Below are 23070 nucleotides of genomic sequence, written 5' to 3' on the forward strand. Positions count from 1 at the left end.
CCTTGTCAGACCCCGGCGGGTGTGGCTGGCTAAGGGCCGCTGTTTCAAGAGGTTTCCCGTGATCGCTTACCGCCTTTCGCTCGCCATCCTCGGCGGGCTCATCGCCGCGACCACACCGGCTCCAGCCGCCCTGGCCCAGGCGGCTCCGGCCGCGGCCTTCGCCTCGGACCGCATCGGGGTCACGGTCGAGGGGCAGGGACCGGAGGTGATCCTGATCCCGGGCCTGACCTCCTCGCCTGAGATCTGGGATGAGACGGCAAGGCATCTGGTCGCGAGCGGCAAGCGCGTGCATCGCGTCCACGTCAGCGGTTTCGACGGTCGGCCCGCCGGCGCCAACGCCTCGGGACTGGTCTCCGCGCCCGTCGCTGATGAGATCGCTCGCTACGTCCGCGAGCAGGGGCTGCAGCGGCCCGCGGTCATCGGCCACTCCATGGGCGGCACCATCGGCCTGATGCTGGCCGCCCGTCATCCGCAGGCGGTCGACCGGATTATGGTCGTGGACATGCTGCCCTTCCTCGGCAGCGTCTTCGGCGGGCCGACGGCCACGCCCGAAAGCGTCGCGCCCATCGCCGAGCAGACGCGCGCCCGCATGGCCGGCGCCAATGACGCGGGCTGGGTCGCGGCCACCCGCGCCCAGATGGACAGCACCATCGCCGACCCGGCCGATCGTGAGGGGCCGGTGCGCCACGCCGCCCGATCGGATCGGGACGTGGCCGGACGCGCCATGGCCGAGCTGATCACCACCGACCTGAGACCTGAACTGTCGCGGGTCCGCGCGCCCGTGACGGTGCTTTATGTGCCGCTGAAGAACGTTCCCGGCATGACCGACGCCCTGCTCGACCAGGCGTATCGCGGCGCCTACGCCAACCTCAGCGGCGCCCGGCTTAAGCGCATCAACGACTCCGGCCACTTCATCATGTTCGACCAGACCGAGGCCTTCCTGACCGAGGTGGATGCCTTTCTTTCGGCGGATTGATCACAGAAGCTCTACGGGCGAGAGCGTTGGCGCCGCCGTCCCCTTGCCTCTAGAAGGGCGGGTCGCCGCATCGAGGGCCTGATCACGCATGACCCATGGGGGAGTTCCGCCCAGAGGCCGCAGGCCCAACCGTTGGCTTTACTGGGCCGGCGTAGCGGGCGTCTGGGCCCTGATCTTCGTCGTCGTCTTCTTCGCCGTGTTCGCACGCGGCCTGCCGGACGTGTCGAGCCTTGACCGTGCGGAGCGGCGGCCGGCCATCACCTACCTGGACCGCAACGGCGCCCTCATAGGGGTGCGCGGCTCGCAGCAGTCAGCGCCGGTCGATCTGGACGCGCTGCCCGACTACGTCCCGGCCGCCTTCATCGCCATCGAGGATCGGCGCTTCTATCACCACCCCGGCTTCGACCCCATCGGCATGGTGCGGGCGATGGCGGCCAACATGCGCGCCGGACGCATCGTCCAGGGCGGCTCGACCCTGACGCAGCAGCTGGCCAAGAACCTGTTCCTGACGCCGGACCAGACGATGAAGCGCAAGATCCAGGAGATCATGCTCGCCGTCTGGCTGGAGCTGAAATACTCCAAAAAGGAGATCCTCAGTCTCTACCTGAACCGCGTCTATTTCGGCGCCGGGGCCTACGGCATCGAGGCCGCGTCCCAGCGCTATTTCGACAAGAGCGCGCGCGAACTGACCGTGGGCGAGGCGGCGCTGCTGGCCGGCCTTCTGAAGGCGCCGTCGCGCTACAGCCCCCTGTCCGACACCGAGCGCGCCGCGCGGCGCGCCACCGTGGTGCTGGACGAGATGGAGGAAGCCGGGGTCATCACACCGGAGGAGCGCGCGGCCGCCGTGCAGGAGCGGGTCCGCGTCTCGCGCACCCTGGCCAGCCAGCACGCCAGCTACTTCATCGACTGGCTCGACCAGGAGATCGCCCGCCTGATCGGTCAGCCCGGCGACGACCTGGTGGTCGAGACCACGCTTGATCTGACCCTGCAGACCCAGGCCGAGCGCGCGGTGCAGCAAATCTTGAACCGGGACGCGCGACGCGGCGTGGAGCAGGCCGCTCTGGTCGCCGTGGACGGCGAAGGCCGGGTGCGCGCCATGATCGGCGGCAAGTCCTATGCGGACAGCCAGTTCAACCGCGCCGTGGACGCCCAGCGCCAGGCCGGGTCGGCCTTCAAGCCCTTTGTCTATCTGGCGGCCATGGAGGCGGGCTACCGGCCCGACACGCCGGTGGTCGACGAGCCGGTGACCATCAACGGCTGGAGCCCGCGCAACTACACCGGCAACTTCATCGGTCAGACGACGCTGCAGAACGCCGTGGCGCAGTCGCTGAATACGGTGGCCGCCCTGGTGGCTGACCGGGTAGGCCGCGACCGCGTGGCCCAGGCCGCGCGCCGCCTGGGGGTCAGCTCGCGCATCAACACCGACCCCGCCATGGCGCTTGGCGCCGTCGAGGTCAGCCCCATCGACATGGCCCAGGCCTACGCCGCCTTCTCGAACGGCGGGCGGCGGGCCTACGCCCACGGCATCACCCGCATCCGCACGACCGAGGGGCGCATCCTGTACGAGCGGCGCGCACGCGAGGGCGGACAGGCCATCAACAACCCGCCGCTGCTGTTCCTGAACCAGATGCTGCGCGCGGTGATGACCTCTGGCACGGGGCGCTCCGCCGCCTTCTCGGGCTATGACCTGGCGGGCAAGACGGGCACCACCAGTGACTATAAGGACGCTTGGTTCGTCGGTTATACCGGCGGCTTCACCACCGCCGTCTGGGTCGGCAAGGACGACAACACGCCCATGCGCGGCGTCACCGGGGGCTCGAGCCCCGCCGCCATCTGGCGCACCTTCATGCAGGCGGCCCTGCCGCGGCTGAACGTCCAGCGCATTCCGGACGGGCCGCCGCTGCCGGAAGGCTGGGACATGGGCGACCCCGTGGGCGATCTTCTGGGCGGTCTGTTCGGGGGCGGCGACGGCATGGATACGCCGCCGGAAGATCAGGCGGAGAACCCGGGCGTCATGCAGCCGATCCCCAATCCCGAGGATCAACCGCAGCCCAGGCCCGAGCCGGCCACGCCGCCGGTCCAGCAGCGGCCCGAGCCGCGGCCGGAGCAGAAGCAGCCGGACCCGCTCTATTTCTGAGGTCTAACCGCGCCCCAGGGCGTGCAGCCGGGCGCCTTCGCGGCGCAGCCAGGCGCGATGGGCCTTCCACTCGGGATCAAGGCGGGCGACCACGGCCCAGAAGGCTGGGCTGTGGTCGGCATGGATCAGATGGCCCACCTCGTGCGCCGCGACGTAGTCCAGCACCTGCGGCGGCGCGAGGATCAACCGCCAAGAGTAGCGGATGCTGTTTCTGTGCGGCGAGCAGCTGCCCCAGCGGCCCCTGGGATCGCCCAGGCCCACCGCCGGGCGCGGCAGACCCAGCCGGGCGGCGTGGCGCTCGGTAGCGGCCTCAAGGCGGGCCTTGGCTTCGCGTTTCAGCAGGGCGATGACGCGCCGGTTGAAGCCCTCCGCATCGCCGCCGGCGCTGATGAGGTCAGGCGAAACCAAGCGTGCGGCGGCCTGGCCCGTCCCCTGAATCAGGGTGACGGATCGCCCCTCGATCTCAACCACCTGCCCAGGCTGAAAGGGTCGGGCCTCAGGGGCCTTGGCCGTCTGATCCGCAAGCCAGCCCGCGCGCGATTGCGCAAAGGCCAGGGCCTGGGAAAGGGCGCGTCGGCTCGGGGCGGTGGCCGTGGCGGCGCCGTCCGCCGAAACCCGGATGGAAACGCGTCTCGCGCGTGGGTTGACCTTCAGCCGCACGGGCGTGTCCCCGACGCGCACCACCATCCCGTCCTCGAGGACGGGCGAGGTCGGCGCGCGAGGCCTAGGCCACATTTCGCCCGACGAAATCGCGCACGCGCGGATAGATTTCCTGGCGGAAGCGGCGGCCGTTGAAGACGCCGTAGTGTCCGACCTTGGGCTGCACCCACAGGACGCGCTTGTTGTCCGGAATCGCGGGGCACAGCCGATGGGCCGCCTGGGTCTGGCCGACGCCCGAGATGTCGTCGTTCTCGCCCTCGACCGTCATCAGAGCGATGTCGGTGATGCCCTCTGGCCGCACGGGCCGGCCGCGATGGACCAGTTCGCCCTTGGGCAGCAGGTGGTTCTGGAACACGTAGTCGATGGTCTGGAGATAGAACTCCTCGGTCAGGTCCAGAACTGACAGATACTCGTCGTAGAACTCACGGTGCTTGGCCGCGCTTTCGCCGTCGCCGGCCACCAGGTGCTCGAAATAGGACCGGTGCGCGTCCACGTGCCGGTCCTCGTTCATGGACATGAAGCTGTAGAGCTGCACGAAACCCGGATAGACCCGCCGCCCGGCCCCCGGATAGGGCAGGGGCACGGTGTGGATCATGTTCGATCTGAACCAGGCGAAGGGCTTTTCATCGGCGAAGCCCGTCACCGCCGTGGGGGACAGGCGCGCATCGATGGGCGAGCCCATGAAGGTCAGTGAGGCGGGCCGGTTCGCGTCGCCGTCCTCGGCCATCAGGCTGGCGGCGGCCAGCACCGGCGGCCCCGGCTGACACACGGCGATCACGTGGGCCCGCCCGCCGATGGCCTTCAGCATGTCGCGGATATGATCGACGTAGTCGTGAAAGTCGAAGCGTCCCTCAAGCACCGGGACCTGACGCGCGTTGACCCAGTCGGTGACGTGGACGTCGAAGTCCTGAAGGAAGGTCTCGACCGTGCCGCGCAGCAAGGTGGCGTAATGGCCCGACAGGGGCGCCACGATCAGCAGCGGCGGCGCCTTCGTCTCGCGGTCCAGCGCCTTGAGCGCCGCCGGCTTGCGCGAGAACCGCACCAGATCGCACCAGGGGCTGGACCACACGGTCCGCCTGGTCACCGGAACGGACGCGCCTTCGATCTCGACCGAATCGACGCCCCACTCGGGCTTGCCGTAGCGGCGGGTCAGATTGGCGAAAAATTCGGCCGAGGCGTAGGCCGTGCGGCCGTAAAGCGTGTCCACCGCCGGGTTGGCCGGGTGGCCCCAGAAGTCTCGCGCCGCCTGGGCGAAGGCGCGCCAAGGCGCAGCGGTGTGGTAGGCGTACTCGTGCAGGGAATAGAGCATCGAATCCTAAATGGGCGATGAGCGCCTGTTTTGCAGGGCAGCATGAAACGCCTTCCGCGGCAAAAGGATTAACGCCGCGCCCATTCGCCGCGCCGGCGGCCTCAAGCCCGCTCCATCGCGTCGCGGATGACCTGGGCCGTCCGCTCGGGGCCCAGGCCGTGACCCAGCGGCAGGACGAAACGGCCCTGGGGGTCCATCAGATAGGCCACCAGAGAGTGGTTCATGGTGTAATCGTCGCCCTCGCCCACCCGCTCGTAGACGGCGCCATAGGCCCGCGCGGTCGCCGCCACCTGCTCGGGGCTGCCGGTCAGGCCGACGACCCGGTCCGGAAAAGCATCGCTGGCCAGATAGGCCTTAAGGGCCTGGGGCGTATCGCGTTCGGGATCGATGCTGATGAAGACGGTCTGCAGATTGTCGGCCAGGGGCCCCAGCTCCTGTTCGACGCGCGCCATGGTCTGCAGGGTCGCGGGGCAGTAGTCCGGACAATAGGTGAAGCCGAAGAAGATCACGCTCCATTTGCCGTTCAGCACGCTCTGATCGACCGTTCGCCCATCGGTGTCCACCAGGGTGAAGGGGCCCCCGATGCGGGCCTCGCCGGTCGAGGCGACGTTGACCGCCTGGCCCTGGCGCGGCGGGTTCATTACCGCGTAGATCCCGAGCACGAACAGGACCAGCACGCCGCCGGCGAGCAGAGACAGCAGGGTTCTGCGCGACATCGATCCTCATCCCCTCTGGAACTGGAGCCAAGCTTGCGGCTCTATACGACGGTCATGCCCTGGTCCCAAGCCGCCAGCGAGAACGCCTTCATGGGCGCGCCCAAGGGGCGGCGCGGGCGCCTGCGCATCCGCACCCTCGTCTTCCTGCGATGGATGGCGCTGGTGGGCCAGACGGCGGCGGTCCTGATCACCGCCTTCGTCTTCAAGTTCGACATTCCGCTGGGACTCTGCCTAGGCGCCATCGCCTCCGGCGCCTGGATGAACGTGGTGCTGTCCATGCGGATCGGCGAGCCGCGCCTGCCCCGGGACTGGGACGTGGCGGCTCAGCTGGCCTTCGACATCGTGCAGCTGTCCGTGCTGCTGGCCTTTACGGGCGGGCTCGACAACCCCTTCAGCCTGCTGCTGATCGCGCCGACCGTCATCGCGGCCGGGACGCTGGCCGGACGTCAGGCGGCGATGGTCGGCCTGGTCGGCCTGGCGGCGGCGGCGGTGCTTTACCACTGGTCGATGCCGCTGCCCTGGTACGCCGGGCTGACCGTCGAGATGCCGCCGCTGTATCGGCTGGGGATGTGGATCGCCATGGCTGTCGGCACCGTGTTCACGGGCGTCTATGTCTGGCTGGCGGCCCGCGAGGCCCGGCGCATGGAGCTGGCCCTCCAGGCCACCCAGGGCGTGCTGGCGCGCGAGCAGCGCCTGGCGGCGCTGGGCGGCCTTGCGGCGGCGGCGGCGCACGAGCTGGGCACACCGCTGGCGACGATCCAGGTGGTGGCCAAGGAGCTGCTGCGTGGGGCCGCGGGGGACAAGGCGGTGGCCGAGGACGCCCAGCTTCTGCTTGAACAGGCCGACCGCTGCCGCGCTATCCTGAAGCAGCTGTCCGAGCAGCCCGAGACCTCGGATCAGGTCCAGGCGCGCCTGCGGCTCCCCTTGGTGCTGGAGGAGGTGGCCCAGGCCTATCGCGGCATCGGGCCGCGCATCGAAACCCGGGTCGAGATGCATCCGCCGCACGAGCCGCCGCCGCTGATCCTGCGCCAGCCTGAGTTGATCCACGGCCTGTCGGCCTTCGTGGAGAACGCCGCCGACTTCGCCGTCTTCGCCGTCACCGTAACGGCGCGCGTCGACCGCGAACGGATCGAAATCGAGGTGCGCGACGACGGCCCCGGCTTTTCTGCCGACGTGCTGACCCGGCTGGGCGAGCCCTACGTCACATCAAGGCCCACGGGCGAAGACTCCAGAAGCGGCCATCACGGCATGGGCCTGGGATTCTTCATCGCCAAGACCCTGCTGGAGCGCATCGGCGGGCGCGTCACCTTCAAGAACGCAAAGGCCGAGACGGAGGACGAGGACGGCGGCGCCCTGGTGCGCATCGTATGGCCAAGGCGCGCCCTTGAAGCGCCGCCTGCCCCTGACGACATAGATGTGGCAGCCTCCCGGCGCGGTACGCAGGCGTCTGCGCAGGGAACACAGTCAAGTTCGGCTGGTTCTGATGACCGAAAGGCTGAGATTGGAGCGACTTAAACCATGATGGACGCTCAGGCCGCCGACGGCGGCGCTTCCCGTATCGCGGAACTGCCGGACCGCTCGCTGCTCCTGCTAGACGATGACGCAGCCCTGCGCAGTCGCCTGGGGCGGGCGCTGGAATCGCGCGGTTTCGACGTGCGTATGGTCAGCTCCGTCGCCGAAGCCAACGCCGAGGTGGCGCGCGAAACGCCCGCCTTCGCGGTCCTGGACATGCGACTGGAGGATGGCACGGGACTGGCGGTGGTGGAGAGCATCCGCGACCGGCGTCCCGACGCCCGCGTGGTCATGTTGACCGGCTACGGCGCCATCGCTACCGCCGTGGCGGCGGTCAAGGCCGGCGCCATCGACTATCTGTCCAAGCCCGCCGACGCCGATGACGTGGTCAAGGCCCTGCTGGCCTCTGGCGAAGCGCCGCCCGAGCCGCCCGAGAACCCCATGTCGGCCGACAGGGTGCGCTGGGAGCACATCCAGCGCGTCTATGAGCTGTGCGGCAACAACGTCTCGGAGACGGCCAGGCGGCTTAACATGCACCGTCGCACGCTTCAGCGGATTCTGGCCAAGCGCGCGCCGCGCTGATCATCTCGGAAGGCGCCTGGTGGAGCCGAGGGGAGTCGAACCCCTGACCTCGTCATTGCGAACGACGCGCTCTACCAACTGAGCTACGGCCCCCCTTGCGGGGTCGTCCAGGCGAGCGGCGCACATACGAACCGGCCAAAGCCCTGTCAAGCGAGGCCCTGCAAAGCGAGGCAAGGCGCAGCCAAGGGGGGTGGCCCCAGGCGGCGGAGCAGCCTATCTAGCCCAAAGCGCGCCCGCATCGGGCGGGGACGGAGACTTTCATGGCGGCGGCGATCATCTGGCTGGTGAACACCATCATCAGCCTGGCGGTTTGGTTCATCATCGGCTCGGCCATTCTCAGCTGGCTGGTGGCCTTCGACATCGTCAACCTGCGCAATCGGTTCGTGGCCAGCGTGGCCTATTTCCTCGACCGGGTGACCGCCCCGATGCTTGAGCCGTTCCGGCGGGTGATCCCTCCGCTGGGCGGCATCGACCTGACGCCGATCATCGTGATCATCGTCCTGCAGTTCCTGCGCGTGCTGTTCAACAACACCGCCGCACCGGCGCTCTACGGCCTGCTGGGCGGCTGATCGCCGCCGCTCGTCCCCTCAAGCAGCCTTTGTTCCCTTGCATCCGACCTTGATGCCGGGTTGAAGTTCCCGTGACAGGAGCTTCTTCGGGGGTAAGGGCATGAGACTGAGATCGGGGGTGGCCATCGCCGCCCTTCTGGCCGCCGCACTCGCGGCCTGCGCCACGACGGGCGGCACCACGGGACAGACGCCGGCTTCATCGTCCGCCGCTTCTCCCGCGCCACTGCTCCAGGGGTTGGACCCGGCCACGACGCTGGACCCCTTCCCTTCGACCTATCAACCCCTCCCCCGGCGGGACGCAGCCATCGTGGGCGCGACCGTCTTCACCGGCGACGGCCGCCGTTTCGATAACGGCGTGGTGGTCATGCAGGATGGCCGCATCACCGCCGTGGGCGGCGCGGACACGCCGATCCCGGCGGGCGCCCAGCGCATCGACGGGCGCGGGCGGTTCGTCACACCTGGCGTCATCGACGCCCACAGCCACCTGGGCGTCTATCCCTCGCCCGGCATCGCCGCCACCAGCGACGGCAACGAGATGACCGGTCCGAACCAGGCCGGCGTCTGGTCCGAGCACGCCCTTTGGCCCCAGGATCCTGGCTTCAACCGCGCCCGCGAGGGCGGCGTCACCACCCTGATGATCCTGCCCGGTTCGGGCAATCTGTTCGGCGGCCGTTCGGTCACCGTGCGCAACGTCCCGTCAGTCTCCATGCAGGGCATGAAGTTCCCCGGCGCCCCCTACGGCCTGAAGATGGCCTGTGGCGAGAACCCGCCGCGCACCTACGGCGCCCGCAATCAGTCCCCCGCGACCGGCATGGGCAATGTGGCCGGCTACCGCACCGGCTGGATCGAGGCCCAGAACTATCGCCGCCGCTGGGACGAGTACCGCCAGAAGGTGGAGCGCGGCGAACGCGCCGATCCCCCGACCCGCGACCTGCGCCTCGAGACCCTGGCCGGCGTGCTGTCAGGCGATATCCTGGTGCAGAACCACTGCTATCGCGCCGACGAGATGATGCTGATGCTCGATGTGGCGCGCGAGTTCGGCTACCGCATCACCACCTTCCATCACGCCAGCGAGGCCTACAAGATCGCGCCCGTGCTGGCCCGCGAGAACATCTGCTCGGCCATCTGGGGCTCGGGCTGGTGGGGCTTCAAGCTGGAGAGCTTCGACGGCATCGAGGAGAACGCCGCCATCCTGCAGCAGGCGGGGGCGTGCGTTGTCATCCACTCCGACGACGCCAATCTGATTCAGCGCCTGAACCAGGAAACGGCCATGGCGGTCTCCGCCGCGCGCCGCGCCGGCATCGAGGTCAGCGATGAGCAGGCCATCAGCTGGTTCACCCTGAACCCGGCCCGCGCCCTGGGCATCGCCGATCAGACCGGCAGCCTGACGCCCGGCAAGCGCGCCGATGTGGTTCTGTGGAGCGCCCACCCCTTGAGCGTCTACGCCCGCGCCGATCAGGTCTTCATCGACGGCGCCGTCGCCTTCGATCGTTCCGACCCGCGCACGCGCGCCGCGTCCGACTATGAGCTGGGTCAGCCCGGCCGGGAGCCCCGCTGATGTTCGCCAAGCTGAAAACCCTGGCCGCAGCGGCGGCCCTGAGCCTGGTCTGCGCCTCTGCGGCTCACGCCCAGGACGTGGCGGTCACCAACGCCCGCATCATCACCATGGGGCCGCAAGGCACCGTTGAACGCGGCACGATCGTGATCCGTGGCGGTCGCGTCACAGCGGTGGGCGCCGATGTGCGCGCGCCGGACGGCGTCCAGGTCATCGACGCCCAGGGCGGCACGGTGACGCCGGGCATCGTCGCGGTCGACAGCGCCTTGGGCGGCCTCGAGCTGTCTTCGGAGGTCTCGACCAACGATGTCCTCCAGTCCAGCAATACGCTGTCCGCCGCCTTCGACGTGTCCTGGGGCCTGGACCCCGACAGCGTCGCCATTCCAGTGGCGCGGCTGGGCGGGATCACCCGCGCCATCGTCATGCCGCAGCACGCCGGCGCGGCCGCCCTGGCCCACGAGCACGATACGGCCGGCGCGGGCGCGGGCGGCTTCCACACGCCCGGCATGTTCGCCGGTCAGGCGGCCGCCATCCATCTGGGCGAGGGCATGGACATCATCGTCCAGCCGCGCGTGGCCATGGTGGCGCCGTTCGGCGCCGCCGGCGCCAACATCGCGGGCGGCGCGCGCGGCGCGCAGTTCGTCCTGTTCAAGGCCATCATGGACGAGGTTCGCCTCTATCAGCGAAACCGCGCCGCCTATGATCGGGGCGGGGTGCGTCAACTGATGCTGTCCACCGCCGACCTTGAGGCCCTGATTCCGGTGGCGGAGGGGCGCATGCCCCTGGTGGTCGAGGTCAACCGCGCCTCAGACATTCTGGCGGTGCTGCGGCTGGCCCGCGAGGAAAACCTGCGGATTATCCTGAACGGCGCCCAGGAAGGCTGGCGCGTCGCCGACGAGATCGCGGCCGCCCGCGTGCCGGTGATCCTCAACCCGCTGGCGGACCTGCCGGGATCGTTCGAGACGCGCGGCGCGACGCTCGAGAACGCGGCGCGCCTGCACGCGGCGGGCGTGACCCTCGCCTTCCGTGACTCAGAGGGCGGCAACTACCGCGTCCGCGAGACCCGCATCCACGCTGGCAACGCCGTGGCCAATGGTCTGCCCTACCAGGCGGCGCTGGAGGCGATCACCGTCAATCCGGCGCGCATGTTCGGGCTGGACAGCCGCTTCGGCTCACTGCAGCAGGGCCGCGACGGCGACCTGGTGATCTGGAACGGCGATCCGCTGGAGCCGCTGACCTGGGCCACCCAGGTGGTGATCCGGGGCGTGCCCCAACCGATGGACGCCCGCAACCTGCAGCTGGCGCGCCGCTACGCCCAGGGCGGGGTCTATCCCCCCGCCTACCGCAACTGAGCGGGCCGGAGTCAGGCGGGGGCGTCTATGTCGAACTGGCGCCCGGCGTGCGCCTGAAGGAGACGGAGCTCGAGCTCCGCTTCTTCAGGGCGGGCGGGCCCGGCGGCCAGAACGTCAACAAGGTGGCCACGGCGGTGCAGTTGCGCTTCAGCGCGGCCGCCAGCGAGTCGCTGCCCGACGACGTCAAGGCGCGGCTGCTCAGGCTGGCGGGCGCCCGCGCCACTCAGGAGGGCGACATCCTGATCTCGGCCAGCCGTTTCCGCACCCAGGAGCGCAACCGCCAGGACGCCTATGAGCGGCTGGCGGCCCTGATTGTAAAGGCCCGCCACGTCCCGAAGGCGCGCAAGGCCACCAAGCCCACGCGCGCCTCGAAGGAGCGGCGCCTGGCGGGCAAGGCCAGGCGCTCGGACATCAAGTCCGGACGGGGAAGGGTTCGCCTGGACTAGGCTTACTGGACGGGTTGGACGCCGAGGCCCGCGATCTTGTTCTCGGCGTTGATGGAGATCAGCCAGGACGTGGCGCCATTGTCGAAGGTCACGGTGAAGGCGTGGCCGCCGTTCTGCTCGCCCACATGCTCAATCGACTGCAGGGCGCCGGCCTGGGCGATGAACTGCAGCATGCCAGCCTCCTGCGGGCGGGCTGCAGCGGCCATCTCCGGCGTCATCGTCTCGTAGGCGACGCGGCCGGCTTGAGCGTCGGCGATGAAGTCCGACAGCATGTGCTGGGCGTGGCGCGCGGTGGCGAAGTGGGCCGGATCTTGGCCGTGGGCCTCCGAGGCGCGATGACCCTCGGCCTGGGTCATGGCGGAATCCTGGGCCGCGAACAGGGCGGCGACGAGGCCGAAGGCGATCATGAGGCTGTCTCCCGACTAGGTCAGGGACAGATACACCGCCACGCCCGCCGCCCCAAGGGCGACCAGGGACAGGATCAGGGGCCACAGCCCCGGCCCCTTGCTCTCGGCGACGGCCACGGCGGTGGGCGGCTGCTCGGCCAGGCGGGCGAAACCGCGGATAGCCGCGCGCACCTCGTCCAACGCCTCGCGCGCCTGAGCGCCGGGCCCCAGTTCGCGGCGCATCCAGGCCTCGACCACCGGCTGGGCGGCGGCCCACAGGTCGTGGTTGGGATCGAGCCGGCGGGCCACCCCCTCGACCGTGACCATGGTCTTCTGCAGCAGGATCAGCTCGGGCCGCAGTCGCATGTCAAACAGGGCGGTGATCTCGAACAGCTGGGCCAGGAGACGGCCCATGGACACCTCGTTGGCCGGGCGGCCCACCACCGGCTCGCCCACCGCGCGCAGGGCCTGGGCGAAGGTCTCCACCGAGTGGCGCGGCGGCACGTAGCCGGCCTCGAAATGCACCTGGGCGATACGGGCGTAGTCGCGCTGGATGAAGCCCCACAGGATCTCAGCCAGGTAGCGGCGCTCTGGCCGCCCCAGCCGCCCAACGATGCCGAAGTCCACCGCCGTCAGGCGTGCGGGCGCGGCGACGAACAGGTTGCCCTCGTGCAGGTCGGCGTGGAACGCCCCCTCGCCCAGAGCCTGGGTCAGGAACCCCCGGATCACCTTGTCGGCCAGGGCCGGGCGGTCCAGCCCCGGCTGGTCGAGCGCCGCGGGGTCCGACAGGGGCATGCCGTCGGCCCAGTCCAGGGTCAGGACCCGCTTGCCGACGCCGGCCCAGAGTACGGCAGGCGCGCGCATGTAGTCCGTCTGAGCCATGATTTCCGCCAACTCGCTGGCGGCGGCGGCCTCAAGACGCAGGTCAAGCTCCAGCTCCATGGAGCGCGCCACCGTGGCGACAAAGGCCACCGGCTCCAGCCGGCGGGCGGGCGGCGCCCATTTCTCGATCAGGCGCGCGGCGCCGGCCAGCACCTCCAGGTCGCGGACGACGCGGCGGTGGACGCCCGGCCGCAGCACCTTGACCGCCACGCGACGGCCGTCGGCCATGGTCGCCGGATGGGCCTGGGCCAGAGAGGCGGCGGCCACGGGCGGGCCGAACTGGGTGAACAGCTCGCCCCAAGGGCGACCCAGCGACCGCTCCACCTCGGCCAACGCCTGTTCGGTAGGGAAAGGCGGCAGGCGATCCTTGAGGCGCGACAGGTCGTAGGCGAACTCGGTCCCGAACACATCGGCGCGCGTAGACAAGACTTGGCCCAACTTGATGGTGACGGGGCCCAGCCGCTCCAAAGCGCGAGCCAGCCGCTCGCCCGCCCGGCCCGCCTGGGCCTCGCGGCCGGCGAACAGCCGCAGTGTACGCGCCAGCAGCCGCACGTGGGGCGGCAGCAACTCGTCAATCTCACGCGGCATCAGGGCGTCGTGGCGCACCAGCACCCAACCGGCGCCCAGCAGGCGAACACTCGCGGTCAGGCCGCCGCTCACCGGGTCAGACCGCCCAGCCGTGGTGCAGGGCGCAAACCCCGCCCGAGAAGTTGGTGAACTCTGCCTGCCCAAAGCCCGCCTCGCGCATCATGCGGAGCAGGGTCGGCTGATCGGGAAAGCGGCGGATGCTCTCGACCAGATACTGGTAGCTGTCGCGGTCCTTGGCCACCAGTTCGCCGATGGTGGGAATGACCTTGAAGGAATAGGCGTCGTAGGCCTGGCGCAGCCATTCGGAGGAAGGGCGCGAGAATTCCAGGCACAGGAAGCGTCCGCCGGGCTTGAGCACGCGCCGCGCTTCGCGCAGCGCTTGGCTGACGTCCGCGACATTTCGGATGCCGAAGGCGATGGAATAGGCGTCCGCGCAGGCGTCCGGCAGGGGCAGCTTCATGGCGTCGCCCACGGCCCAGACCATCTCGGGCGCCGAGCCCTTCTCGATACCGGCGGCGATCATCTCGGCATTGTAGTCGATCACCACGACGCGGGCGTCGGGGCCGCCCCGGCGCGCCTGCACGGCCGCGGCCATGCGCGAATAGCGGCGGGCCATGTCGCCCGTCCCGCCCGCGCAGTCGATGATGGTTTCGCCCGGCTGGGGGTTGAGCCGGGCCGCGGTCATGTCCTTCCACACCCGGTGAACGCCCGCGCTCATCAGGTCGTTCATCAGGTCATAGCGCGAAGCGACGCGGTCGAAGACGCCGCGCACCAGCCGCACCTTTTCGCGGGCGTCGACGTCTTTGAAGCCGAAGGAAGAGCGGGCGGCGGTCATGAGGGGCGGTTTAGCCCCAGCCCCGCCCGCCGTCATCCTTTCTTACGCACCCGCCCAGACGCCGTAGGGATCTTCCCACGGCAGGCCAAGGGCCTCGCCCACGGCCGGGTAGGTCAGCTTGCCGTTCAGCACATTGAGGCCCCGCGCCAGGTGCGGGTTGGCCTTCAGCGCGTCCAGACCGTGATCGGCTAGGGCCAGACCGAAGGGCAGGGTGGCGTTGTTGAGGGCTTCGGAGCTGGTGCGCGGCGCCGCGCCCGGCATGTTGGCCACGCAGTAATGCACAACGCCGTCGATGACGTAGGTCGGGTCTTCGTGGGTGGTCGGACGGCTGGTCTCGAAGCAGCCGCCCTGGTCGATGGCCACGTCCACCAGGACCGAGCCGTTCTTCATCTTCTTCAGGTCGTCGCGGCTGACCAGCTTGGGGGCCGAGGCGCCCGGCACCAGCACGGCGCCGATGACCACGTCGGCCTTCACCAGCTCTTCCTCGATGGCGTTGATGGACGAGTAGCGCGTGATGACGCGGCCGCCGGTGACCTCATCGATATAGGCCATGCGCGGGATCGACCGTTCCAGCAGCACCACCTCGGCGCCAAGGCCCAGGGCCATGCGCGCTGCGTTGAGGCCGACGACGCCGCCGCCCAGCACCAGCACGCGGGCCGGGGCCACGCCCGGCACGCCGCAGAACAGCAGGCCCATGCCGCCGTTGTGCTTCAGCAGGGTTTCGGCCGCCGAGAAGACGGCGATGCGCCCGGCCACTTCCGACATGGGCGCCAGCAGAGGCAGGCCGCCGCGCGCGTCGGTCACGGTCTCGTAGGCCACGGCCGCGCAGCCCGACTTCATCAGGCCGTGGGTCTGGTCCGGATCGGGCGCGAGGTGCAGGTAGGTGAAGAGGATCTGCCCCTCGCGCAGCATCTCCCACTCGACCTTCTGGGGCTCCTTGACCTTCACGATCATGTCCGAGCAGTCGAAGATGGTCCTGGCGTCCGGCGCGATCGTGGCGCCCGCCCTGACGTAGTCCTCGTCGGTGAAGCCCGCGCCCAGGCCCGCGTTGGTCTCGACCGAAACCTGATGGCCGTGGGCCACGTATTCGCGCACCGCCGTGGGCGTCAGGCCGATCCGGTGCTCGTTCTTCTTGATTTCCTTGGGCACGCCGACGCGCATGACAGTTTCCTTCGGACCAACAATCTTCCCGCCTTGCGGGGCGGACGCCTCATAGACCGTCTGGGCCAAGGGGAGAAGTGGGCGCCGCTTGCTTGTCAGCGCCCGATCAGGTGCAGGTCGCGGCCCTTGGTCTCGGGCAACAGGAAGAAGCAGATCACCGCCGCCACGGCCGTAAAGCCGATGGCGTACCAGAGGCCGAAATAGATATCGCCGGACCAGGCCACCAGGGCGAAGCTGGCGGCGGGCAACAGGCCGCCCACCCAGCCGGTGCCGATGTTATAGGGCAGGCTCATGGCCGTGTAGCGCACCCGCGTGGGGAACAGCTCGACCAGCGCCGCCGCCTGGGGCCCGTAAAGGGCGGTGGCCGCGATGATGAAGACCAGCAGGACGCCGAACACCAGGGGCAGGTTCATCTGGGCCGGGTCGGCCGTGGCTGGATAGCCGTGGGCCGCCAGGGCCTGGGTGATCTCGGCCTGCACGCCCGCGCGCGCTTGCGTCAGCTGTTCCGGAGACAGCCCCGCGCCCTCGATGGACGTCACCACCTCATCGCCCACGCGTACCTCGGCCACCGCGCCCGACGGCGCGGCCTCGTTGCGGTACGAGACCCCGGCGTTGGCCAGCACGCTCTTGGCGATGTCGCAGGAGGTGGAGAAGGCCGCCTTGCCCACCGGATCGAACTGCAGCGAGCAGGTGGCCGGATCGGCCCTGACCACGACCGGCGCCTCGGCCTGGGCGCGGGCCAGGGCGGGGTTGGCCGCCTGGGTCAGAACGTGGAAGCCGGGGAAAAAGGTGACCAGCGCCAGGACCATGCCGAAAAGCATGACCGGCTTGCGCCCCACCCGGTCCGACAGCCAGCCGAAGAAGACGTAGAGGAACGCCGAAACGATCGTCACCGCCAGGATCAGGGCGTCGACGATGGCGGTGTCCACCTTCAGCACCCGCTCCATGAAGAAGCGGCTGTAGAAGTACCCGCAGTACCAGACCGCCCCCTGGGCGATCATGATGCCGAACAGGGCCAGCAGCACCAGCTTGAGGTTCTTCCACTGGAAGAAGGCCTCGCGGTAGGGGGCGCGGCGCTCTCCACTTTCGGCCTCCATGGCCTTGAAGGCGGGGCTTTCGCCCAGCTTTAGGCGGATCCACAGCGAGATCACCAGCAGGAAGGCCGAGATCAGGAAGGGAATGCGCCAGCCCCAGGCGTTGAAGGCTTCAGTTCCCATCAGGGCGCGCGTTCCCAGGATGACGACGAGCGCCCCGATCAGGCCCAGCGCCGCCGAAGTCTGGATCCAGCCGGTGAGGCCGGCTCGCCGATGGTTCGGCGCATGCTCGGCCACATAGATGGCGGCCCCGCCGTACTCGCCGCCCAGGGCGAAGCCCTGGAGCACGCGCATGGCGATGAGCAGCACAGGAGCCACGGCGCCCGCCTGGGCGTAGGTGGGCAGAAGGCCGATGGCCACCGTGGCCACCCCCATCATGATGATGGTGGTCAGGAAGGTGATCTTGCGCCCGTAGCGGTCGCCGAACCAGCCGAACACGAGGGCGCCCAGCGGCCGGACCACGAAGCCCACCCCGAAGGTGATCAGGGCCAGGATGTAGGAGGTGGCCGCCCCCACCTCAGCGTAGAAGTGGGTGGCGATCACCCCGGCCAGCGAGCCGAAGATGAAGAAGTCGTACCACTCGAATGTGGTCCCCGCGGCCGAGGCCGCCACCACGGTTCTCAGGCTGGGCTCAGGACGCGCCGCCCCCGCTTGCTCCGCCATCGTCTCCCCCTCGGCGAATATCGTGACCCGAGCTTAGAGCCTTGCCCGCGCGGCATGGCAAGACGCCCTCGGCCCGCGATTCGCGGCGCATCGCAAGACGCCGTTCCGCAAGCCTGACCGATTCTGACGCACCCCCCGCCGAAAAGGGAGGGCGGAGGGGCGCAAGACCCCGTGGTTGGTTGGGAAGTCGAGACATGACGACGGAGTTGATGGACGAGGCCCGCACGGCCCAGGAAGCCGCCTATGAGGTGCTGGCCTCCAGTCTGGGGCGCACCCTGGGTCTGGTGGAACGGGCCGACCGCGGCCAGTACGCCGAGGCCATTCTGGAAAGCTGCGTGCGCATGCACGCCCTGGCCCAGGCCTGCGTGCATCTGAGGGCGCCGGGATGAGGCCTCATGCGCCCGGCGCCTGCCGCCGTGCGACAACGACCGCGCGGTCCAGGGCCTGGAGAAAAGCCGAGCGGTCACGCGCCGAGAAGGGCGGAGGGCCCGAGGTGGCCACGCCCATGGAGCGCAGATGCTCGCCCACCATGCGTCCGGCCAGGGCCGAGCCGATGGAGTCCGCCGTGAAGGCCTGGCCGTTCGGCCGGATGGCCTGGGCCCCCGCCTTGAGCACGCGGTCGGCCAGGGGAATGTCCGAGGTGACGACGATGTCGCCGGGACCGGCCCGCTCGGCGATCCAGTCGTCGGCTGCGTCGGGACCGGCCTCGACCACCACCTGCTCGATGAAGGGCGCCCGGCGCGTATTGATCCAGCCGTTCGAGACCACGAAGACCCGAAGGCCGCAGCGTTCGGCCACGCGATAGCACTCGTCCTTCACGGGGCAGGCGTCGGCGTCGATGAAGAGGGTCAGGGGCATGGGCCGAGCCTAGCTGAAAACGACCGTCCGATCCGTCCGCATCGGAAGATGTTCCGGGCAAGAGTATGCGCGCCGGGGCGGGGGCGTGGATAAGCGGGCGATCTTGCCTTGTGGGCCCAGCCGCTGTCAGATCGGTCCATGCCTGATGTCGTGGAAATGGTGCTGAGGGGCGGGGCGGCGACGACCTTCCTGCTGCTGAGCGCGATCCTGCTGCGCGACGGGGGCAACCGCACCCTGGCCTGGCTGGGGACGCTGTTCGCGCTGAGCACCACGGTCTGGGCGCTGAACATTCCGCCCATCAACGGCTGGATGCTGACCTGGGCCTTTCCGGTGGTGATGCTGTCGCACGGCAAGGCGGCGGCCTTCTGGCTGTTCACGCGCGCCCTGTTCGAGGACGGCTTCCGCATGCGGGCGCTGGACTGGGCCGTCTGGGGCGGGCTGGCGGCGCTGGGCGGCGTGTGGATGGTGCGCGGCCAGATGGGGCTGCCCACGGAAATGGTGCAGATGCCGCATCAGACGGCGCAGATCGTGCTGGCCGGCTCGGCCGCCTGGATCGCCTGGAAGGGCCGCCGGGGCGATCTGGTCGAGCCGCGCCGCCGCGCCCGCATCGCCTTCGTGCTGCTGAGCAGCTTGATGATGATCGGCATCACGGCCTCGTACCTGGCGCCGGGACGGCCCGGCCCGCTGGTCATCGATCTGAACGTGATCCGCATGTTCGTGATGGCGGTGGGCATGGCGCTGCTGGTGGCGGGCCTGCGCTCGAAAGAGATGTTCGGGGCGCAGGCGCCGATCTCCGGCGATGGCAGGCCGAGCGCCGAGCTGGCCGTGGCCGACCCGGCCGAGGCGCGCCTGCTGGGCCGTCTCAGCGCCCTGATGCAGGACGAGCGCGTCTATCGCCGCGAGGGGCTGACCATCGGCGCCCTGGCGGCGCGGCTGGGGGCCCCCGAATACGCCCTGCGCCGCCTGATCCGCCGGTTGGGATACAGGAACTTCAACGCCTATCTGAACGGCTGGCGCCTGGCCGAGGCGCGGGCCGCCCTGCTGGATCCGGGCCAGCGCGAGGTGCCCATCTCGACCATAGCGCTGGACGCCGGCTTCGGCTCGCTGGGCCCGTTCAACCGCGCCTTCAAGGCCAGCGAGGGCGTGACGCCCAGCGCGTTCCGCGAGCGGGCGGGCCTGGGCCCCGCGGCCCCGGCCGGGCCCCCGCTGGCCAAATCCGCCTAGCCGATTTCTGAAAGCGGCGGGCGCGGCGCCCCGGCTTGCCCCCCGATGGCCGCAGCAATCCACACGGGGAGATCATCATGAGGCGTCACACGACCATGGCGGCGGCGGCCGCCCTGCTCCTGGCCACGAGCGCGGGGGCCCAGTCCCAACAGCAGCCGTCCCTGCCCGGCGCCACGGTGGTGCAGGACGGCGACCTGACCGAAACCTGGAACGGCCGCGTCAGCGCGGGGCCGCCCCTGGGCTCCCGGCTCGAGGTCGGGGGCTGGAGCATGGGCGCCGCCATGCCCCTGCCCCGCTCGGAACACGCCGTGGAGGAGTTCAACGGCCAGGCCTGGGTCCTGGGCGGCTATCCGCCCGGCCGCCTGCCCTCCAGCCTGGTGCAGGTCTATGATCCGGCGACGAGCCGCTGGAGCCTCGGCCCCACCCTGCCCGAGCCCATCCACCACATGATGGTCGCGGCCGTGGACGGCAGGCTCTACGTCATCGGCGGCGAGGTGGACGGGGCCAGCACCGGACGGCCCGAACGCTTCGTCAACACGGTCTGGATGCACGACCCGGCCGTGGGCGGCTGGACCCCGCGCACCCCCATGCCCACGGCGCGCAGCGGCGGCGGCGCGGCCGTCATCGACGGCAAAATCTATGTGGCCGGCGGGCGGCCCCCCGGCGGCTCGGCCTTCGAGGTCTACGACCCCGCCACCGACACCTGGGAGCAGCTGCCCGACATGCCGACCCAGCGCAATCACCTGGCCATGGTCGCCCTCAACGGCCGCGTCATCGTGGCCGGCGGACGCTTCGAGCCGGGCGCCGGGGCCGAACGCACCGCCGTGGTCGAAATCTATGATCCGGCGACGCGGACCTGGACGCGCGGCGCCGACATGCCCGCGCCCCGGGGCGGCGTCACCGGCGCGGCGGTGAACGGCTGCCTGTTCGTCTTCGGCGGCGAGGGCGAGCGCACCGACGTGATGGGCCTGACGGCGAACACCTATGGCTACGACCCGCGCGCCGACCGCTGGACCGAGCTGGCCCCCCTGCCCATCGCTGTCCACGGCCTGAAGGGCAGCGCCGTGATCGGCGGGCGCATCCTGCTGCCGGGCGGCGCGGTCACCATCGGCGGCAACACGGGCACCAACGCCATGCAGGTGTACCGGCCGACCATGCGCTGCGACGGGTAGGCGAACAGGGGCCGGCGGCCTAGTCGGGATCGGACGGGCCGGACGGAAAAACACCGTCCAAGTCGTCCGAGTCGTCCGGGTCGTCCGGGTCGCGCATCCTGTGGCGCAGGGACTCCTCCTGGGCGATCCAGCGGTCCAGCTCGGCCTGTTCTTCATTCAGCCTGCGGGCGACGCGGCTCCAGCGCAGGGCCCCGGCCGCATCGCCGCGCAGCACGGCGCGCATCATGCGCCGGTCGGCGACAAAGGCCAGCTGGGCCGGGCCGACCCGGTCGAGGTCGCCCTCGATCTGGGCCTCGAGCCGCACGCCCTCGTCATCCGGGTCGAGGCGACCCGGCGCGACCCAGGGCTGGTCGGCCCGGCGCCAGCCCTCACGCGCGGCGCGGTCGCGAAGGGCGGACAGGCCCACGCCGTGAAGGCGGCAGCACTCGGGCGCCGAGACGCCGGCCAGGTAGTCGTCGCGCACCCGCTCCCACACCTCGGGCGGGGCCCTGCGGCAGGCAGGCGTGGGTGACGGGGGTGGATCGGGGTCGGGCATGGTCTGGCGCTCCTGCGCAAATGGACAGGCGGCCAAGGGTAAGGGCGGGGCGCAGGGGCGTGGGTAAGTGGGGGGAGCGGTGTGCCTGCCCTTCTCGCACAGGGGGAGAAGGGATTATGCCTTGCCTCACGCGGGCATCATGGCCGGTCGGAAAGAAGAGGGCCGCATGGGCGGACTGGCTGACAGGGAGGTGCGCGCCGAGGTGCTGGCCTATGTCAGGGCGTTCGCGCGCCGTCCGCTGGATATCCCCGAAGATGAGGACCTGTTCCGGCGCCTGAGCATCGACGGCGACGACGCCGACGAGTTCCTGGAGCCCTTCGCCGAGCGCTTCGGCGTCGATATGTCGGCCTACCGCTGGTGCTTCCATCACGGGGAAGAGGGCGTGAACCCGGGCGCGGTGTTCTTCAAGCCGCCCGATCAGCGGGTGGAGCGCATCCCGATCACGCTCGACATCCTGGTGGAGGCGGCGCGCAGCGGCCGCTGGCCTGTGGCGTATCCCGGGCGCCGGCTGCCGAAGGTGCGATGGGACAGCTGGATCAGCATACTGATCATCCTGGCGCCGGGTCTGGCGCTTCTGCTGTGGATGGCGCTGGCCTACGTCTGAGGCGCGCCTCCTGTATCAAGGGGAAAGGAAATAGCGCTTGTCTCCTCCCTGCCGCGAAGCGGCGGGGAGGTGGCTGCGAGCGCCGCGAGCAGACGGAGGGGACTCTTCATTCCGTTTCTTTCCCCTCCACCGCTTCGCGGTCCCCCTCCCCGCCGCTTCGCGGCAGGGAGGACACGGGACATCATCTCTCAGCCGCAGGACAGCCGCTTGGCCGCGAGAGAGCCAACCTCACGCGGGCATCATGGCCGGTCGGAAAGAAGAGGGCCGCATGGGCGGACTGGCTGACAGGGAGCTGTGCGCCGAGGTGCTGGTCTATGTCAGGGCGTTCGCGCGCCGTCCGCTGGATATCCCCGAAGATGAGGACCTGTTCCGGCGCCTGAGCATCGACGGCGACGACGCCGACGAGTTCCTGGAGCCCTTCGCCGAGCGCTTCGGCGTCGATATGTCGGCCTACCGCTGGTGCTTCCATCACGGGGAAGAGGGCGTGAACCCGGGCGCGGTGTTCTTCAAGCCGCCCGATCAGCGGGTGGAGCGCATCCCGATCACGCTCGACATCCTGGTGGAGGCGGCGCGCAGCGGCCGCTGGCCTGTGGCGTATCCCGGGCGCCGGCTGCCGAAGGTGCGATGGGACAGCTGGATCAGCATACTGATCATCCTGGCGCCGGGTCTGGCGCTTCTGCTGTGGATGGCGCTGGCCTACGTCTGAGGTTCCACGCCCTCCCCCGCCCCTCCATCCATCAGGGGGAGGGGAGATGATCATTATCTCACAGCCGCATGTCAGCCGGGCGGGCCGGCCGCGCGTCAAGGACGCGCCCGCAAGGCGCGCCGCTGGCGCGGTGGCCCGAAGGGCCATCCTTGACCCGGCCCGCCCGCCCGGCACAGTCCCTTGCATGAGATGAAGGGGCGGAAGGGGGTGTGTGTCCCCACTTTCTTGTCCGCCCTGGCCTCACTTCTTCGTCCCACCTCTCCTTTCAATTCGATTTGAGCCTGACCTCAAAAACCCTGATTTCCTCGCCCTCCACACGGTCGCCCACACGTTTAGAGAGTGATTTATATCGTTCAGTGAAAAAGAATTTCTCACTTTCTAGGCCAGCAATGGTCGCAACTTCCTCTGAGCACAGTACGGATCCAGGGTCTGCGATAGCCTCGAGCCGCGCGCCCAAATTGGCCGCGTCACCATCGAAATCGTCACCGCCGATAATGTCGTTCTTAGAGATGCGCACGTTTCCCCATGAAACCCCAATCCGGGAGTCG

23 protein-coding genes and 1 tRNA gene are annotated in these 23070 nt (G+C 69.7%); 13 read left to right on the plus strand and 11 right to left on the minus strand.

What is annotated here, in order from left to right:
* Window positions 1–58: 58 nt before the first annotated feature.
* Together Q0812_RS05445 and Q0812_RS05450 are read left to right on the plus strand one after the other, a co-directional pair.
* Window positions 59–976: an alpha/beta fold hydrolase gene (locus Q0812_RS05445; RefSeq protein ID WP_302109303.1), complete on the plus strand. Its 918-nt coding sequence runs from the start codon at window positions 59–61 to the stop codon at window positions 974–976.
* Between the two features lie 88 nt (window positions 977–1064).
* A complete protein-coding gene (locus tag Q0812_RS05450) occupies window positions 1065–3113 on the plus strand; it encodes a transglycosylase domain-containing protein (RefSeq protein ID WP_302109304.1) in 2049 nt (682 codons plus the stop codon).
* A gap of 3 nt (window positions 3114–3116) precedes the next feature.
* Here the strand turns inward: Q0812_RS05450 and Q0812_RS05455 are convergent, their stop codons facing one another.
* From Q0812_RS05455 to Q0812_RS05465, 3 genes are all read right to left on the minus strand, one after another.
* Window positions 3117–3848, minus strand: coding sequence for a M48 family metallopeptidase (locus Q0812_RS05455; RefSeq protein WP_302109305.1), 732 nt, complete (start codon window positions 3846–3848; stop codon window positions 3117–3119).
* The gene (locus tag Q0812_RS05460) at window positions 3838–5082 is read right to left on the minus strand and encodes a polyhydroxyalkanoate depolymerase (protein ID WP_302109306.1); all 1245 of its coding nucleotides are present in this window, start codon (window positions 5080–5082) and stop codon (window positions 3838–3840) included. Before Q0812_RS05460 ends, Q0812_RS05455 begins: the two co-directional genes overlap by 11 nt.
* A 101-nt stretch (window positions 5083–5183) precedes the next feature.
* Window positions 5184–5798 carry an SCO family protein gene (locus Q0812_RS05465; RefSeq protein WP_302109307.1) on the minus strand — a complete coding sequence of 205 codons (615 nt, stop codon included), beginning with the start codon at window positions 5796–5798 and terminating at the stop codon, window positions 5184–5186.
* A 54-nt stretch (window positions 5799–5852) separates the two neighbouring features.
* Here Q0812_RS05465 and Q0812_RS05470 point away from each other — a divergent pair, with 54 nt between their 5' ends.
* Together Q0812_RS05470 and Q0812_RS05475 are read left to right on the plus strand one after the other, a co-directional pair.
* Window positions 5853–7313 (plus strand): ActS/PrrB/RegB family redox-sensitive histidine kinase, encoded by a 1461-nt coding sequence (locus Q0812_RS05470; protein WP_302109308.1) that lies wholly within the window; start codon window positions 5853–5855, stop codon window positions 7311–7313.
* A gap of 6 nt (window positions 7314–7319) precedes the next feature.
* Entirely contained in the window at window positions 7320–7892 is a 573-nt protein-coding gene (locus Q0812_RS05475) for an ActR/PrrA/RegA family redox response regulator transcription factor (RefSeq protein WP_302109653.1), read from the plus strand.
* Between the two features lie 17 nt (window positions 7893–7909).
* On the opposite strand, the gene Q0812_RS05480 is transcribed toward Q0812_RS05475, so the two are convergent.
* A tRNA-Ala gene (locus Q0812_RS05480) sits at window positions 7910–7985 on the minus strand.
* 167 nt (window positions 7986–8152) lie between these two features.
* Between Q0812_RS05480 and Q0812_RS05485 the strand changes: the two genes are divergently transcribed.
* The 4 genes from Q0812_RS05485 to arfB all read left to right on the plus strand — a co-directional run bounded on the left by Q0812_RS05485 (window position 8153) and on the right by arfB (window position 11814).
* Window positions 8153–8461, plus strand: a complete 309-nt coding sequence (locus Q0812_RS05485; protein WP_302109309.1) for a YggT family protein — start codon at window positions 8153–8155, stop codon at window positions 8459–8461.
* 100 nt (window positions 8462–8561) lie between these two features.
* On the plus strand, window positions 8562–10019 hold the full coding sequence (locus tag Q0812_RS05490; protein WP_302109310.1) for an amidohydrolase: 1458 nt from the start codon (window positions 8562–8564) through the stop codon (window positions 10017–10019).
* Window positions 10019–11368 carry an amidohydrolase family protein gene (locus tag Q0812_RS05495; RefSeq protein WP_302109311.1) on the plus strand — a complete coding sequence of 450 codons (1350 nt, stop codon included), beginning with the start codon at window positions 10019–10021 and terminating at the stop codon, window positions 11366–11368. Before Q0812_RS05490 ends, Q0812_RS05495 begins: the two co-directional genes overlap by 1 nt.
* A 47-nt stretch (window positions 11369–11415) precedes the next feature.
* Window positions 11416–11814: an alternative ribosome rescue aminoacyl-tRNA hydrolase ArfB gene (arfB, locus tag Q0812_RS05500; RefSeq protein ID WP_302109312.1), complete on the plus strand. Its 399-nt coding sequence runs from the start codon at window positions 11416–11418 to the stop codon at window positions 11812–11814.
* Between the two features lie 2 nt (window positions 11815–11816).
* Here arfB and Q0812_RS05505 read toward each other — a convergent pair whose 3' ends face one another.
* The 5 genes from Q0812_RS05505 to Q0812_RS05525 all read right to left on the minus strand — a co-directional run bounded on the left by Q0812_RS05505 (window position 11817) and on the right by Q0812_RS05525 (window position 17423).
* Complete coding sequence (locus tag Q0812_RS05505; protein WP_302109313.1) at window positions 11817–12221, minus strand: hypothetical protein; 405 nt, start codon at window positions 12219–12221, stop codon at window positions 11817–11819.
* A gap of 15 nt (window positions 12222–12236) precedes the next feature.
* Window positions 12237–13742, minus strand: a complete 1506-nt coding sequence (gene ubiB, locus Q0812_RS05510; protein ID WP_302109314.1) for a 2-polyprenylphenol 6-hydroxylase — start codon at window positions 13740–13742, stop codon at window positions 12237–12239.
* Window positions 13743–13746: 4 nt separating this feature from the next.
* Window positions 13747–14505, minus strand: a complete 759-nt coding sequence (gene ubiE, locus Q0812_RS05515) for a bifunctional demethylmenaquinone methyltransferase/2-methoxy-6-polyprenyl-1,4-benzoquinol methylase UbiE (RefSeq protein ID WP_302109315.1) — start codon at window positions 14503–14505, stop codon at window positions 13747–13749.
* A 42-nt stretch (window positions 14506–14547) separates the two neighbouring features.
* Window positions 14548–15666: an alanine dehydrogenase gene (gene ald, locus Q0812_RS05520; RefSeq protein ID WP_302109316.1), complete on the minus strand. Its 1119-nt coding sequence runs from the start codon at window positions 15664–15666 to the stop codon at window positions 14548–14550.
* Between the two features lie 95 nt (window positions 15667–15761).
* Window positions 15762–17423 carry an MFS transporter gene (locus tag Q0812_RS05525; protein WP_302109317.1) on the minus strand — a complete coding sequence of 554 codons (1662 nt, stop codon included), beginning with the start codon at window positions 17421–17423 and terminating at the stop codon, window positions 15762–15764.
* A 194-nt stretch (window positions 17424–17617) separates the two neighbouring features.
* Between Q0812_RS05525 and Q0812_RS05530 the strand changes: the two genes are divergently transcribed.
* A complete protein-coding gene (locus Q0812_RS05530) occupies window positions 17618–17812 on the plus strand; it encodes a hypothetical protein (RefSeq protein WP_302109318.1) in 195 nt (64 codons plus the stop codon).
* A 4-nt stretch (window positions 17813–17816) separates the two neighbouring features.
* Here the strand turns inward: Q0812_RS05530 and Q0812_RS05535 are convergent, their stop codons facing one another.
* Window positions 17817–18281 carry a YaiI/YqxD family protein gene (locus Q0812_RS05535; protein WP_302109319.1) on the minus strand — a complete coding sequence of 155 codons (465 nt, stop codon included), beginning with the start codon at window positions 18279–18281 and terminating at the stop codon, window positions 17817–17819.
* Between the two features lie 138 nt (window positions 18282–18419).
* Here Q0812_RS05535 and Q0812_RS05540 point away from each other — a divergent pair, with 138 nt between their 5' ends.
* Entirely contained in the window at window positions 18420–19505 is a 1086-nt protein-coding gene (locus Q0812_RS05540) for a helix-turn-helix transcriptional regulator (RefSeq protein ID WP_302109320.1), read from the plus strand.
* A gap of 77 nt (window positions 19506–19582) precedes the next feature.
* Window positions 19583–20677, plus strand: a complete 1095-nt coding sequence (locus tag Q0812_RS05545; RefSeq protein WP_302109321.1) for a Kelch repeat-containing protein — start codon at window positions 19583–19585, stop codon at window positions 20675–20677.
* A gap of 19 nt (window positions 20678–20696) precedes the next feature.
* Here Q0812_RS05545 and Q0812_RS05550 read toward each other — a convergent pair whose 3' ends face one another.
* Window positions 20697–21212 carry a hypothetical protein gene (locus Q0812_RS05550; protein WP_302109322.1) on the minus strand — a complete coding sequence of 172 codons (516 nt, stop codon included), beginning with the start codon at window positions 21210–21212 and terminating at the stop codon, window positions 20697–20699.
* Between the two features lie 139 nt (window positions 21213–21351).
* On the opposite strand from Q0812_RS05550, the gene Q0812_RS05555 reads away from it, so the two are divergent.
* Window positions 21352–21816, plus strand: a complete 465-nt coding sequence (locus tag Q0812_RS05555; RefSeq protein ID WP_302109323.1) for a DUF1493 family protein — start codon at window positions 21352–21354, stop codon at window positions 21814–21816.
* A gap of 241 nt (window positions 21817–22057) precedes the next feature.
* Window positions 22058–22522 (plus strand): DUF1493 family protein, encoded by a 465-nt coding sequence (locus Q0812_RS05560; protein ID WP_302109324.1) that lies wholly within the window; start codon window positions 22058–22060, stop codon window positions 22520–22522.
* The last annotated feature ends 548 nt before the right edge of the window (window positions 22523–23070 follow it).

Source organism: Peiella sedimenti (assembly GCF_030504955.1).
GTDB classification, from domain to species: Bacteria; Pseudomonadota; Alphaproteobacteria; order Caulobacterales; family Caulobacteraceae; genus Brevundimonas; species Brevundimonas sedimenti.